At 67.0% G+C, this 13,775-nt stretch carries 12 protein-coding genes; 9 read left to right on the top strand and 3 right to left on the bottom strand.

From position 1 onward, the window contains the following. Positions 1-11: 11 nt before the first annotated feature. A complete protein-coding gene (locus CAL18_RS13490) occupies positions 12-608 on the top strand; it encodes an ANTAR domain-containing response regulator (protein WP_094818131.1) in 597 nt (198 codons plus the stop codon). Positions 609-712: 104 nt separating this feature from the next. After that, entirely contained in the window at positions 713-2,128 is a 1,416-nt protein-coding gene (gene cysG, locus CAL18_RS13495; RefSeq protein WP_094818132.1) for a siroheme synthase CysG, read from the top strand. A 32-nt stretch (positions 2,129-2,160) separates the two neighbouring features. On the opposite strand, the gene upp is transcribed toward cysG, so the two are convergent. Both upp and dacB read right to left on the bottom strand, forming a co-directional pair. Beyond that, a complete protein-coding gene (gene upp / locus CAL18_RS13500) occupies positions 2,161-2,799 on the bottom strand; it encodes a uracil phosphoribosyltransferase (protein ID WP_026639955.1) in 639 nt (212 codons plus the stop codon). An 86-nt stretch (positions 2,800-2,885) separates the two neighbouring features. Beyond that, positions 2,886-4,328: a D-alanyl-D-alanine carboxypeptidase/D-alanyl-D-alanine endopeptidase gene (gene dacB, locus CAL18_RS13505; protein WP_026639954.1), complete on the bottom strand. Its 1,443-nt coding sequence runs from the start codon at positions 4,326-4,328 to the stop codon at positions 2,886-2,888. A 159-nt stretch (positions 4,329-4,487) separates the two neighbouring features. Here dacB and queA point away from each other — a divergent pair, with 159 nt between their 5' ends. The 6 genes from queA to CAL18_RS13535 all read left to right on the top strand — a co-directional run bounded on the left by queA (position 4,488) and on the right by CAL18_RS13535 (position 11,029). Then, the gene (gene queA, locus CAL18_RS13510) at positions 4,488-5,540 is read left to right on the top strand and encodes a tRNA preQ1(34) S-adenosylmethionine ribosyltransferase-isomerase QueA (protein ID WP_094818048.1); all 1,053 of its coding nucleotides are present in this window, start codon (positions 4,488-4,490) and stop codon (positions 5,538-5,540) included. Positions 5,541-5,542: 2 nt separating this feature from the next. Next, entirely contained in the window at positions 5,543-6,679 is a 1,137-nt protein-coding gene (gene tgt, locus CAL18_RS13515) for a tRNA guanosine(34) transglycosylase Tgt (protein ID WP_026639952.1), read from the top strand. A gap of 302 nt (positions 6,680-6,981) precedes the next feature. Next, positions 6,982-7,326 (top strand): preprotein translocase subunit YajC, encoded by a 345-nt coding sequence (gene yajC, locus CAL18_RS13520; RefSeq protein ID WP_094797067.1) that lies wholly within the window; start codon positions 6,982-6,984, stop codon positions 7,324-7,326. A 66-nt stretch (positions 7,327-7,392) separates the two neighbouring features. Further along, on the top strand, positions 7,393-9,273 hold the full coding sequence (secD, locus tag CAL18_RS13525; protein WP_026639950.1) for a protein translocase subunit SecD: 1,881 nt from the start codon (positions 7,393-7,395) through the stop codon (positions 9,271-9,273). A gap of 50 nt (positions 9,274-9,323) precedes the next feature. Beyond that, positions 9,324-10,256 carry a protein translocase subunit SecF gene (gene secF / locus CAL18_RS13530; protein WP_094797068.1) on the top strand — a complete coding sequence of 311 codons (933 nt, stop codon included), beginning with the start codon at positions 9,324-9,326 and terminating at the stop codon, positions 10,254-10,256. 35 nt (positions 10,257-10,291) lie between these two features. Beyond that, entirely contained in the window at positions 10,292-11,029 is a 738-nt protein-coding gene (locus CAL18_RS13535) for an ABC transporter substrate-binding protein (protein ID WP_094797069.1), read from the top strand. Positions 11,030-11,405: 376 nt separating this feature from the next. Here the strand turns inward: CAL18_RS13535 and CAL18_RS13540 are convergent, their stop codons facing one another. After that, complete coding sequence (locus CAL18_RS13540; RefSeq protein ID WP_094818049.1) at positions 11,406-12,146, bottom strand: phosphatase PAP2 family protein; 741 nt, start codon at positions 12,144-12,146, stop codon at positions 11,406-11,408. 201 nt (positions 12,147-12,347) lie between these two features. On the opposite strand from CAL18_RS13540, the gene miaB reads away from it, so the two are divergent. Then, the gene (miaB, locus tag CAL18_RS13545) at positions 12,348-13,775 is read left to right on the top strand and encodes a tRNA (N6-isopentenyl adenosine(37)-C2)-methylthiotransferase MiaB (RefSeq protein WP_094818050.1); all 1,428 of its coding nucleotides are present in this window, start codon (positions 12,348-12,350) and stop codon (positions 13,773-13,775) included.

Genomic DNA, 13,775 nt, shown 5'->3' on the forward strand with positions numbered 1-13,775 from the left:
AGGGAGTAGTCATGCTGAAGATCATGCTGTTGAACGATGGGGACGGCCGCGCCGCATCACTGCGCGACACGCTGGCGGCGGCCGGCGTGCAGGTGGTTGCCGAGCGTGCGGCCGGCATCGATCTGGCCGAAGCCATCACGCGGCTGGCGCCAGACGTGGTGCTGATCGATGCGGACGCGGCGGCGCGCGACACGCTCGAAGACATCTGCGTGGCCAGCGAATCCACCGAGCGGCCGGTGGTGATGTTCACGGACGACGACAACCGCGAAACCATCCGGGCCGCCCTGCGCGCCGGCGTCGCCGCCTATGTGGTGGGCGCCGTCCCGCCCGAGCGCATCGAACCGCTGTTGACTGTGGCGATTGAACGCGGGCGGGTCGAGCGGGCGCGCCGCATGGAGCTCGCCGAGGCGCGCCAGCGGCTGGCAGACCGGCAGGCGCTGGAAAAGGCCAAGGGCTTGCTGATGCAACTGCGCGGGGTCTCTGAAGAGCAGGCGCACCGGCTGTTGCGCGAGCGCGCCATGCAAAGCCGCAAACGGCTGGGCGAGGTGGCGCGCGAAGTCGTCGACATGGCGCAATGGCTGAGCGCTCAAAGCGGAGGCGGCGCTTAATCACTTATCGATATATCAATCCAATAAATCAAAAGTTGTGGGGATGTAAGGCAGTCCCTATGATCGACTGGACCGATTGCGGGCACACCCGCTGACTGATGTTCATGAAGCTCTTTCCTCTATTTGCCGATCTGCAGGGCCGCCGCGTTCTCGTGGTGGGCGGCGGCGAGATCGCGGCGCGCAAAGTGCAGTTGCTGCTCGAAGCATCGGCCGACGTACACGTGGGAGCGCCGGAACTGGCGCCCCAATTGACCGAATGGGCGCAACAAGGACGCATACATGTGCTGTCCGGCACGTTCCGGCCCGAGTGGCTCGATGGCGCGTGGCTGGCGGTGGCCGCCACCGACGATCGCGCCGTCAATGCCGCCGTGGCCGAGGCTGCCGGGGCCCGCCGCATTTTCAGCAACGTGGTGGACGATGCAGAGCTGTCGTCATTCCAGGTGCCGTCCATCGTCGACCGCTCGCCGCTTATCGTGGCCATCTCGTCCTCGGGGGTGGCCCCCGTGCTGGCGCGGCGGCTGCGCGAGCGCGTGGAATCGATGTTCGACCATTCGCTGGGCGCGCTCGCCTCGCTGGCGGCGCGCTACCGGCCTCGCATACGCGCCGCCCGGCCCGGCCTGAAGCAACGGCGCGCCTTCTACGACTGGCTGCTCGACGGCCCGGTGGCCGCCCTGCTGCGCCAGCAGCAGCCCGACGAAGCGGCGCGCGTGCTGGACGAAGAACTGGCGCGTCCGCAACCTCAGAGCCAGGGCAGCGTCGTGCTGGTCGGCGCGGGCCCGGGCGACCCGGGGCTGCTGACGCTCAAGGCCCTGCGCGCCCTGAACGAGGCCGATGTCATTCTGTACGACCGCCTGGTCAGCCCGGCGGTGCTGTCGCTGGCCAGGCGCGACGCCGACCGCATCGCGGTAGGCAAGCGTCCCGGCGAAGACCACGACGCCACGCAGGCGCGCATCCACGCCCTGCTGGTAGAGCACGCGCGCGCCGGCCGGCGCGTTGTGCGCCTGAAGGGCGGTGACGCGTTCATTTTCGGCCGGGGAGGCGAAGAACTGGAGCACTTGCGCGCCCACCAGGTGCCTTTTGAAGTCGTGCCGGGCATTACCGCCGCGCTGGCCTGCGCAGCCTATGCCGGCATTCCGCTGACCCACCGCGAGCATGCGCAGTCGGTCACGCTGGTTACCGCGCATTGCCGCGAAGACGAAGACACGCTGGACTGGGCAGGCCTGGCCCGCGCCCACCAGACGCTGGCGTTCTACATGGGCGTGGGGCAGCTGGAAACCCTGTCGTCTCGCCTGATCGGGCACGGCCGCGCGGGCAGCACGCCATTTGCCCTGGTAGAAAACGGCAGCCGGCCCGAACAACGGGTGGTCAGCGGACAGTTGCAGGACCTGGCTCGCGTGGCCCGCCGCCACGACGTGCGATCGCCGGCGCTATTGATCGTGGGCGAGGTCGCCGCGCTGGCCGATTCGCTGCACTGGTACGGCCGGCACCTGCCGGATACGCCCGCGGCCCTGGCCGCCTGACACCCGCCGGGCGCGCGCCGGCCCCGGCGCCGTTATTCGGGCTTCTGCTTGGTGCCGAATATGCGGTCGCCCGCATCGCCCAGGCCCGGCATGATATACCCGTGCTCGTTGAGGCCTTCGTCGATCGACGCGGTGTAGATATGCACGTCCGGGTGGCTGTCGAGCACCGCCTTGATGCCGACCGGCGCGGCCACCAGCACCAGCGCACGGATCTCGCGGCAGCCCGCGCGCTTGAGCATGTCGATGGCGGCCACCATCGAGCCGCCCGTGGCCAGCATGGGATCGACTATCAGCGCCAGGCGCTGGTCCAGCTCGCCCACCAGGCGTTCAAGGTAGGTATGCGCCTGCAGCGTCTCTTCGTTGCGCGCAACACCCACGACGCTTACCTTGGCCCCGGGGATCAGGCTGAGCACGCCATCCAGCATGCCGATGCCGGCGCGCAGGATGGGCACCACCGTCACCTTCTTGCCCGCAATTTTCTCGACCTTCACAGTGCCGCACCAGCCTTCGACGGTGGACTCGGCCAGCGGCAGGTCTTTGGACGCCTCGTAAGTCAGCAGTGCGCCGACTTCTTGGGAAAGTTCGCGAAAGCTCTTGGTGCTGAGGTCGGCGCGGCGCATGATCCCGAGCTTGTGGCGGATCAGCGGATGGCGGATTTCGTGCACGGGCATGTGCGGAGGTCTCCAGGAAACAATAAAGGCGGCGTGCGCGGGCGCGCCAGACAGCGCAATCGTAAACCGTCTGGAGCCCCGGCGGCCTACTGGCCGGCCAACCAGGCGATCAGCGCGTCGTCAAAGGGCCGCACGGCGGCCGCGTCGGGATGGTTGACAATGCTGACCACCACATAGCGCTTGCCGCTGGCCCCCATGACGTACCCGGCCACTGCCCGCACATCGCGCAGCGAGCCGGTTTTCAGGTGCGCCATGCCGGCCGTGGATTCGTCTTTCAGGCGGCGGCGCATGGTGCCATCGACGCCGGCGATGGCCAGCGACGACACGAATTCCGGCATCATGGGCGTCTGCCACGCCAGGGTCAGCATCGACGCCAGGCTCTCGGCCGAGACGCGCGCCTCGCGCGACAGCCCGGAGCCGTTGTCCATGATGAGCTCGGGCATGTGCAGGCCCTGCCCGGCCAGCACTGCCTTGGCCACGGCCTCGCTGCTGTCGGTGGTGGCGGGCCGGCGGCCGCGTTCGGCGCCCAGCGTCAGCAACAGGGTGCGCGCCATGACGTTGTTGCTGCGCTTGTTGATCTGGCGGATGGCTTCGCCCAGGGGGCGCGATTCGTGCGTGGCCAGCGCCACGGCATCGCCCGGCACCATGCCCGTGCGGATGCGGCCCGTAAACGTGCCGCCCAGTTCGCGCCACAGTACACGGAACAGCGATTCGGCAAACTCGGGTTGCGACAGCGCCAGGCGATACAGGCTGAATTCCCCGCAGGAGCCGGCCACCGTGCCGCCCAGCCGGATCGACACGCCCTGCTGGGTCAGGATGGGCTCGGTGGTGACTACGGGCGGGCCGGGGCAACGGATTTCGCTCCAGTCGACCTGCCCTTCGATGCGCAGGCCGGGTAGCGGCGGGTCGATGATCGGCACCCATTTCCGTGCCACGTGGTCGGGCGTGAACAGCAGCCGCAGGGCGCCGAAACCCACCATCAATGCGTCCGGGCTGGCGTTGTAGGCCCGGTCGGGCGCGCCGTCGAAGGCCCCCGGGTCGATGGCCACCTGCCCGAAAATGCTGCGGTCGACGACCAGGTCGTTGATCTTTTTTACCCCGCGCAGCCGCAGTTCGCGCAGCAACGCCCAGAGGTCCTGCACCAGCAGGTAGGGATCGCCGCCCGCTCGCAGGTACAGCGGGCCGGGCAATGCGCCTTGCGCGTCGGGCCGCGCGCCGGGCTCGGTCAGGAATTCGGTGCGCCAGACATAGTTCGGCCCCAGTTCGGACAGCGCCGCCCAGGTCGTGACCAGCTTCATGACCGATGCCGGATTGCGCGGCTCTTGCGCGTTGACCGCCACGATGCGGTGTCCGCCGAGTTCCTGCACCACCAGCGACAGCGCCGACGACGGCAGTCCGGATGCCTTCCAGGCGCGGCTCAGTTCATCGGGCAGGCCCTGCGCCTGGGCTGCCAGGGTTGCGCCCAGCAGCGCGCACGCCGCCAGCCATCGCCCGAACCGCCCCGCCCGCCGAACCACCCCTGCCGCCATACCGTGCCCACCATGCTGCCGTTGTGTCGAAAACGCAAGCATACAGAAACCTGGCGCCCCCGCGGGAAGGCGGCGGCCGCGCCAGCCGGCGCAGCTACAATACCCCGCTGTTTGCGCCGCCGCGCCCGCGGCCCCGCGCGCTTTACCTGATCTCCCCGCGTGCCCTCGTCCTTCACCCTTTCCGACTTCGACTACGCCCTGCCCCCCGAGCTCATCGCGCAGACTCCCGCGACGCAGCGGGCGGGCAGCCGCCTGCTGCACCTTGACGGCGCCGGCGCCCTGCACGACCTGCGCTTTCCCGACCTGGCCGGCCTGCTGCGGCCAGGCGACCTGCTGGTCTTTAACGACACCCAGGTCATCAAGGCCCGCCTGGCGGGCCACAAGGCGTCCGGCGGCAAGGTCGAAGTGCTGGTCGAGCGCATCACCGAGCCGGACCGCGCGCTTGCGCATGTGCGCGCCAGCAAGTCGCCCGGGCCGGGCACCACGCTGCACCTGGCCGGGGCGTTCGACGCCACCGTGCTGGGCCGCCAGGGCGAACTCTTCGACCTGCGCTTTCCAGCCCCGGTCCTGGACCTGCTGGACGCCCACGGCGCCACGCCGCTGCCGCCCTACATTGCACACAGCGCCGATGCCACGGACGAGGCGCGCTACCAGACCGTCTATGCCCGCGAGCCGGGCGCGGTGGCCGCGCCCACTGCGGGGCTGCATTTCGACGAGGCCATGCTCGAACAGCTGGCCCTGGCGGGGGTCGAGCGCGCATTCGTCACCCTGCACGTGGGCGCGGGCACGTTCCAGCCCGTGCGGGTCCAGAACATCGCCGACCACGTCATGCACGCCGAGTGGTACACCGTCGGCCAGGCCACTGCCGACGCCATCGCCCGCGCGCGCGCCCGCGGCGGGCGCGTCGTGGCAGTGGGCACCACAAGCGTGCGAGCGCTGGAGTCGGCCGCCGCGCAGAACCCGGGCGGGCCCGGCGCGCCGCTTGCGCCGGCCCAGGGAGACACGCGCCTGTTCATCACGCCGGGCTACCGCTACCAGGTCGTCGACGCCCTGGTCACCAACTTCCATCTGCCGCAGTCCACGCTGCTGATGCTGGTGTCGGCCCTGGCCGGCATCGAACCCATCCGCCGCGCGTACGCGCACGCCGTCGCCCAACGCTACCGCTTCTTCAGCTACGGCGACGCCATGTTCATCGAATCGCCTGCCCACTGACCATGACCGGACTGAACTTCGAACTGCTGGCCACCGACGGCGGCGCCCGCCGGGGCCGCGTCACGCTGAACCATGGCGTGGTGGAAACACCCATATTCATGCCCGTGGGCACGTACGGCAGCGTCAAGGCCATGCTGCCGCATGAACTGAAAGACGCCGGCGCCCAGATCGTGCTGGGCAACACCTTCCATCTTTGGCTGCGCCCCGGCACCGATATCCTGGAGCGCCACGGCGGCCTGCATGGGTTCATGCAATGGGACAAGCCCATCCTGACCGATTCGGGCGGCTTCCAGGTGTTCAGCCTGCAGGGCATGCGCAAGATCACTGAAGAAGGCGTGAAGTTCGCCTCTCCGATCGATGGCGCCCGGCTCTTCCTGACGCCCGAAGAATCCATGCGCATCCAGCGCGCCCTGAATTCCGACATCGTCATGGTGTTCGACGAATGTACGCCCTACCAGATCAACGGGCGCCCCGCCACGGCGGAGGAAGCGGCCCGCTCGATGCGCATGTCGCTGCGCTGGGCGCGCCGCTCGCGCGACGAATTCGAGCGCCTGGGCAACCCCAACGCGCTGTTCGGCATCGTGCAGGGCGGCATGTACGAATCGCTGCGCGACGAATCGCTGGCCGGGCTCACCGACATCGGTTTTCATGGCTACGCCATCGGCGGCCTGTCGGTCGGCGAACCCAAAGAAGACATGATGCGGGTGCTGGCCCATGTCGCGCCGCGCCTGCCCACCCACGCGCCGCGCTACCTGATGGGCGTGGGTACCCCGGAAGACCTGGTCGAGGGCGTCGCCCGCGGCGTGGACATGTTCGACTGCGTCATGCCCACCCGCAACGCCCGCAACGGCTGGCTGTTCACCCGCCATGGCGACCTGAAGATCCGCAACGCCAAGTACCGCGACGACACCCGCCCGCTGGACCCGACCTGCGCCTGCCACACCTGCGCCCACTTCTCGCGCGCCTACCTGCACCACCTGCAGCGGGCCAACGAAATCACCGGCGCGCGCCTGAACACCCTGCACAACCTGCATTTCTACCTGACCATCATGGCCGAGATGCGCGAAGCCATCGCCGCAGGCACCTTCGACGCCTGGCGCGCCCGGTTCGCCGCCGACCGCAAGCGCGGCATCGAATAGCCCCGGCCGCGGCGCCAGCGCCGTCGAGTCCGGTGCGGCCCGTGCGGCCCGGGCAGGCGTGTTGGGCGGCGGGGCAGCCTGCGCAGCAGGCCGAGGGCGCCTGCATGCGCCCGAGCCCGACGCACGTACGCCGGCCCCCGCCTGCCCGGGCCGCACGGGACGCCCCCAGGCGCGCCGCCCGCCTATACCCCGCCCAACATCGCTACAATAGTCGGCTTGCCCTGTCCAAGGCTCGCGCGGGGACGGGCGCAGAACATATATTTCCCATAACCTGACCCGAACAATCCATTCAGGAGATTTCCATGTCCGTAATCGACACCGCCGGCCTCGTGCTGGCCCAGGCAGCCCCCGCCGAGGGCAGCGCGCTGATGGGAATGCTGCCCATCGTGCTGATGTTCGTGATCCTGTATTTCCTGATGATCCGTCCGCAGATGAAGCGCCAGAAAGAACACCGCAACCTGGTCAGCAACCTGGCCAAGGGCGACGAAGTCATGACGGCGGGGGGCATGCTGGGCCGGGTGTCCAAGGTCACCGACACCTATATCAACCTCGAAGTCGCGCAACTGGCCGACAAGCCCGTCGAAGTGGTAATGCAGAAGACCTCGGTATCCGCGGTACTGCCCAAGGGAACCATCAAAGACCTGTAAGCGTCATACCAGGCCCTCGCCCGAGGGCCTTTTTTCGTCCTTTCCACGCATCACACCTAGCCGCCAATGAACCGCTATCCCCTCTGGAAGTACATTACGGTGCTGGTCGCGGTCGTTATCGGCCTGCTTTACACCCTGCCCAATTTCTATGGCGAATCGCCCGCGGTGCAAGTGTCCAGCGCCAAGGCCACCGTCAAGGTCGACAACGCCACGCTGGGCCGTGTCGAACAGATACTGGCCGACGGCGGCGTAACGGCCACCAGCGTCTATTACGAGCAGAACGGCGCCCTGGGCACCATCCGCGCGCGCTTCCCGTCCACCGACGTACAGCTGCAGGCGCGTGACCTTCTCGAAAAATCGCTCAACCCGGTCGCCGACGACCCGCAATACACCGTGGCCCTGAACCTGCTGCCCGCCTCGCCGCCCTGGATGCGCGCGCTGGGCTGGTTCGAGCCCAAGCCCATGTACCTGGGGCTGGATCTGCGCGGCGGCGTGCACTTCCTGCTGCAGGTCGACATGCAGGGCGCGCTCACCGCGCGTTACGACTCGCTTGCAGGCGACGTGCGCACCATCCTGCGCGACGAAAAACTGCCCAGCCGCGGCGTCGAGCGCTCCGGCACGTCAGTGGTCGCCACCTTCGCCAGCGCCGACGAGCGCGACCGCGCCTATGCCACCCTGCGCAGCCGCCTGCCCGACCTGCAATTCACCGAAACCGAAGACGCCGGCCGTCCCGCACTGGTCGGCGCCCTGAGCCCTGCCGCGATCACCCGCGTACAAGATTCCGCGCTCAAGCAGAACATCAACACCCTGCACAATCGCATCAACGAACTGGGCGTGGCCGAACCGGTCATCCAGCAGCAGGGCTCAGACCGCATCGTCGTGCAACTTCCCGGCGTGCAAGACGTGGCCAAGGCCAAGGAACTGCTCGGCCGCACCGCCACGCTCGAAATCCGCATGGTCGATGACTCGCCGGCCGCGCAATCGGCGCTGGCAAGCGGCACCGTGCCGTTCGGCCTGGAACGCTACAACGACCGCGACGGGCGCCCCATCCTGGTGCGCCGCCAGGTCGTCCTTACCGGCGAAAACCTGCAGGACGCCCAGCCGGGGCGCGATTCGCAAACCCAGCAGGCCGCCGTGCACCTGACGCTCGACAGCAAGGGCGCGCGCATCTTTCGCGACGTCACCCGCGACAACGTCGGCAAGCGCATGGCCATCCTGCTGTTCGAAAACGGCAAGGGCGAAGTCGTCACCGCTCCGGTAATCCGCAGCGAAATCGCCGGGGGGCAGGTGCAGATATCCGGCAGCATGACCGCCGAAGAAGCCGCCGACACGGCGCTGCTGCTGCGCGCAGGCGCCCTGGCCGCGCCCATGTCCATCATCGAAGAGCGCACCATCGGCCCCAGCCTGGGCGCCGACAACATCGCCAAGGGCTTCCATTCCACCCTTTACGGGTTCCTGGCCATCGCCGTCTTCATCATCCTGTACTACCACCTGTTCGGGGTGTTCTCCACCATCGGCCTGACGATGAACGTGCTGCTGCTGCTGGCCCTGCTGTCCATGCTGCAGGCCACGCTGACGCTGCCCGGCATCGCGGCCATCGCGCTCACCCTGGGCATGGCCATCGACTCGAACGTGCTCATCAACGAGCGCATCCGCGAAGAACTGCGCAACGGCGCCACGCCGCAGCAGGCCATCCACCACGGCTTCGAGCGCGCCTGGGGCACCATCCTGGACTCGAACCTCACCACGCTCATCGTGGGGCTGGCCCTGCTGGCCTTCGGCTCGGGTCCGGTGCGCGGCTTTGCCGTGGTGCATTGCCTGGGTATCGCCACGTCGATGTTCACATCGGTGGTCGGCGTGCGCGCCCTGGCCAACCTGTGGTACGGCCGCAAAAAGAAACTTGCCAAGATTTCCATCGGCACCGTCTGGAAACCCAAGACAAACTGATCCCGCGCCGGGCGGCATACTCGCCCGGCCGATAAGAAGCAAGGCAGAACATGGAATTTTTCCGCATTCACCGCACCATACCGTTCATGCGCCATGCCCTGGTGCTGAACCTGATCAGCCTGATCACGTTCGTGGCGGCGGTGTTCTTCATCGTCACGCGCGGCTTTCACCTGTCGATCGAGTTCACCGGCGGCACGGTCATGGAAGTGGGCTACGCGCAAACCGTGCAGCTCGACGGCGTGCGCAGCGCCGTGTCCGGGCTGGGATACACCGACTTCCAGGTGCAGAACTTCGGCACCTCGCGCGATGTCATGATACGGCTGCCCGTTACCGAAGGGCAGACGTCGGCCACGCAAAGCGAAGCCGTCATGGGCGCACTCAAGGCAGTCGACCCTTCGGCCGAATTGCGCCGCGTCGAGTTCGTGGGCCCGCAGGTGGGCCAGGAACTGCTGCACAACGGCCTGATGGCGCTGCTGTTCGTCGTGATCGGCATCATGGTGTACCTGGGCTTTCGCTTCGAATGGAAATTCGCGGTGGCCGGGGTCATTGCCAACCTGCACGACGTGGTCATCATCCTGGGCTTCTTCGCCTTCTTCCAGTGGGAATTCTCGCTGGCGGTGCTGGCCGGCGTACTGGCGGTGCTGGGCTATTCCGTGAACGAATCCGTGGTCATCATGGACCGCATCCGCGAGAACTTCCGCAAGCAACGCAAGGCCAGCGTGCAGGAAGTCATCAACAGCGCCATCACGCAAACCATCTCGCGCACCATCATCACCCACGGCTCGACCCAGATGATGGTGCTGGCCATGCTGTTTTTCGGCGGCCCGTCGCTGCACTACTTTTCGCTGGCCCTGACGATCGGCATCTGGTTCGGCATTTATTCGTCGGTATTCGTGGCGGCCGCCCTGGCCATGTGGATGGGCGTCAAGCGCGAAGACCTCGTCAAACCCGTCAAGAAAGAAGGCGAGCCCGAGGCGCCCTGAGCCTGCGCGCCGCCTCCCTGGCCACGACAATCACCATGACCCTCGACGCCCAGACCATCCAGGCCTTTACGCCCACCGGCAAGTTGCGGGCCTCGATCAACCTGGGCAATCCCATCCTGGCCGGCCGCGACCCGTCCGGCCAGCCTGCGGGTGTCTCGATCGACCTGGCCCGCGCCTTCGCGCAGCGCCTGGGGGTGGAACTGGAACTGGTCGTGTGGGACAGCGCCGGCAAGTCCGTGGAAGCGGTTGCCGCCGAACAGGCCGATATCGGGTTCTTCGCCATCGACCCCGTGCGCGGCGCAGACATCGCGTTTACCGATGCGTACGTGCTTATCGAAGGCGCCTATCTGGTGCGCAACAGCTCGCCGCTGCAACAAGGCACCGAAGTCGACCGGGCAGACGTGCGCGTCATGGTGGGCAAGGGCAGCGCGTACGACCTGTACCTGACGCGCGAGCTCAAGCAGGCCCGGATCCTGCGGGCTCCGACCTCGCCTGCGGTGGTCGACGAATTCCTGGCGCAGGACGCCGACGTCGCCGCCGGCGTGAAGCAGCAGCTCGAAGCCGACATGAACCGCCTGCCGGGCCTGCGCCTGCTGCCGGGCAGCTTCATGGTCATCCGCCAGGCCATGGGCACGCCCAAAAGCCGCGGCCCCCAGGCGGCCGCAACACTGCGCGCGTTCGTCGAAGACATGAAAGCCAGCGGCTTCGTCGCCCAGGCGCTGCAGCGCCACCAAATCCAAGGCGCCGCCGTCGCACCGCCCGCGACCGCATAAAAGGTGCCGGACTCCCCTGCGGAAGGTGTCTGACACCCCTCCCGGGGAGTCAGACACCGGCAAACTACCAGCCTACCAAGTCGCCAGGTGTCTGACACCCGCAGGGTGTCTGACACCTCTCTCGCGGAGTCAGACACCGGCAAACTACCTGCCAACCAAGTCGTCAGGTGTCTGACTCCCGCAGGGTGTCTGACACCCCTCTCGCGGAGTCAGACACCGGCAAACTATCAGCCAACCAAGTCGTCAGGTGTCTGACTCCCGCAGGGTGTCTGACACCTCTCGCGCGGAGTCAGACACCGGCAAACTACCGGCAAACCAAGTCGTCAGGTGTCTGACTCCCGCAGGGTGTCTGACACCGAGCATCCCGGCCTTCAGCCTAGTCCTTGCTACGCCAGCGCCACGGCGTCCTGAGCATCCAGCGGTACTGGCTGCCCAGGATGTACGGCGCCAGGTAGTGCGCCACCATGATCCCGATGAACGCTGCCGCGGTCACGTCGGACAGAAAATGGTCCCGGTTGATGACCCGGCTGGCCGCCACGACCGCTGCCAGCGCCAGCACCGGCAGTCGCCAGCGCGGCGCAATGTGCCCGATGACGGCTGCCACGGCAAAGGCGGTAAGCGTATGGCTGGACGGAAACGAATCGTACGGCTCGCCCGCAAAAGGCGCCCCCAGGCCATGCAGCCCCTGCTCCAGCAACAGGTCGGGGCGCGCGCGCGCCACGATTCTCTTGAGCGCCAGCGTGACCAGGCCGCCGATGGTCATGGTGCCCAGCAACAGCATGCTGTAGCGGGCAAGCTGCTCGAAACCGGCCTTCAACGGGCAGGCCCAGCCGCGCCGGATGCCCACCAGCGACACGGCGTACAGCAGCAGGCCCGCCCACACATACGTTGCAGTGTCGCCCAGGTCGCCGATCTGTTCGAACACGTCATTGACCTGCTCGGACACGTGGCGCTCGATGGCATATGTCAGGGGCAGGTCGACCCACCGGCTCAGCAGAAGCAACACCACCGCGAAACAGGCGGTAAGCGCCACCCCGCGACATGGTCGCGGCGCAAAAGTGCGCGCCTGCGGTGCAGCGGAAGGAATGGATTGCGAAGGCAGGCTGGTTCGTGACATGAAGCAGTAGAAACACAGGGTAGACCGCTCGCGCCGGTGACTGGCCGGCACATGGAACCCGGAGGCGGCCGTCTCGCGCGGGCTGACATCGTAATCGCCAATTGCGTCCGCACCAAGTCATCTTTGCATCGACGCGTTAAAATCGGCGCTTCCCCATTCGAAACTACGCCCCCGGGATCTACACCCGTCACGGCGCACGCCATGCAAGAAACCTCTATCAAGCGCGCCGGCGCCTCTGCCGCCACGCCCGCCTCCCCTTCCCCTTCCCCTTCGCCCGCGCGGTCTGGCGCCCGCAAGCTGTATATCCGCACGTTCGGCTGCCAGATGAACGAGTACGACTCCGACAAAATGGTGGATGTGCTGCGCGGCGACCAGGGCCTGGAGCTCACCAGCACGCCCGAAGACGCCGACATCATCCTCTTCAATACCTGTTCGGTACGTGAAAAGGCGCAAGAAAAAGTCTTCTCCGACCTGGGCCGGGTGCAACACCTCAAGAAAATCAACCCCGAGCTGGTCATCGGGGTGGGCGGTTGCGTGGCCAGCCAGGAAGGCGAGGCCATCGTCAAGCGCGCGCCCTACGTTGACGTGGTGTTCGGCCCCCAGACGCTGCACCGCCTGCCCGAGCTCATCCAGCGCCGCCGGTCGTCCGGAGCCTCGCAAGTCGACATCAGCTTTCCCGAGATCGAAAAATTCGATGCCATGCCGCCGCCCCGTGTAGACGGCGCCACCGCCTTCGTGTCCATCATGGAAGGCTGCAGCAAGTATTGCAGCTTCTGCGTGGTGCCCTATACGCGCGGCGAAGAAGTCTCGCGCCCCTTTGACGACGTGCTCGTCGAAGTCGCCGACCTGGCCGACCAGGGCGTCAAGGAAGTCACCCTGCTGGGCCAGAACGTCAACGCGTACCGCGGCCCCATGGGCGACACCGGCGAAATCGCCGACTTCGCCACCCTGCTCGAGTACGTGCACGAAATTCCCGGCATCGAGCGCATCCGCTACACCACTTCGCACCCCAAAGAAATGACACAGCGCATGGTGGATGCCTATGCCAACCTGCCCAAGCTGGTGTCGTTTCTGCACCTGCCCGTGCAGGCGGGCAGCGACCGCGTGCTGGCGGCCATGAAGCGCGGTTACACCGCGCTTGAATTCAAATCGGTGGTGCGCCGCCTGCGTGCGGCACGCCCGGGGTTGACCCTGTCTTCGGATTTCATCGTCGGCTTTCCCGGTGAAACCGAAGAAGACTTTCAAAAAACCCTCAAGCTGATCGAAGACGTGGGCTTCGACACGTCGTTCTCGTTTGTCTATTCGCGCCGTCCGGGCACGCCCGCGGCCGATCTGTCCGATGATACGCCGCAGGACGTCAAGCTGCGCCGCCTGCAGCAGCTGCAGGCGCTGATCAATCAGCAGGCAGCCGCGATCGCGCAATCGATGGTCGGCACGCGCCAGCGGCTGCTGGTCGAAGGGCCCTCGCGCCGCGACCCCAATGAACTGATGGGCCGCACCGAAAACAACCGCATCGTCAACTTCCCTGCCCCGCCGCGGCTTATCGGGCAGATGGTTGACGTCGTCATTACCCAGGCCTACCCGAATTCGCTGCGCGCCCGCGTGGCGGACGTCGAAGGCACGTCATAA

Origin of the sequence: Bordetella genomosp. 7, from assembly GCF_002261415.1 — a bacterium.
In the GTDB taxonomy this organism is placed as follows: Bacteria; Pseudomonadota; Gammaproteobacteria; order Burkholderiales; family Burkholderiaceae_B; genus Bordetella_A.

Bases quoted from the DNA above. Each gene is read 5' to 3' on its own strand.
- upp (WP_026639955.1), bottom strand. From the start codon at position 2,799: ATGCCCGTGCACGAAATCCGCCATCCGCTGATCCGCCACAAGCTCGGG.
- cysG (WP_094818132.1), top strand. From the start codon at position 713: ATGAAGCTCTTTCCTCTATTTGCCGATCTGCAGGGCCGCCGCGTTCTC.
- dacB (WP_026639954.1), bottom strand. From the start codon at position 4,328: ATGGCGGCAGGGGTGGTTCGGCGGGCGGGGCGGTTCGGGCGATGGCTG.
- CAL18_RS13535 (WP_094797069.1), top strand. From the start codon at position 10,292: ATGACCCTCGACGCCCAGACCATCCAGGCCTTTACGCCCACCGGCAAG.
- CAL18_RS13490 (WP_094818131.1), top strand. From the start codon at position 12: ATGCTGAAGATCATGCTGTTGAACGATGGGGACGGCCGCGCCGCATCA.
- CAL18_RS13540 (WP_094818049.1), bottom strand. From the start codon at position 12,146: ATGTCACGAACCAGCCTGCCTTCGCAATCCATTCCTTCCGCTGCACCG.
- secD (WP_026639950.1), top strand. From the start codon at position 7,393: ATGAACCGCTATCCCCTCTGGAAGTACATTACGGTGCTGGTCGCGGTC.
- miaB (WP_094818050.1), top strand. From the start codon at position 12,348: ATGCAAGAAACCTCTATCAAGCGCGCCGGCGCCTCTGCCGCCACGCCC.
- tgt (WP_026639952.1), top strand. From the start codon at position 5,543: ATGACCGGACTGAACTTCGAACTGCTGGCCACCGACGGCGGCGCCCGC.
- yajC (WP_094797067.1), top strand. From the start codon at position 6,982: ATGTCCGTAATCGACACCGCCGGCCTCGTGCTGGCCCAGGCAGCCCCC.
- secF (WP_094797068.1), top strand. From the start codon at position 9,324: ATGGAATTTTTCCGCATTCACCGCACCATACCGTTCATGCGCCATGCC.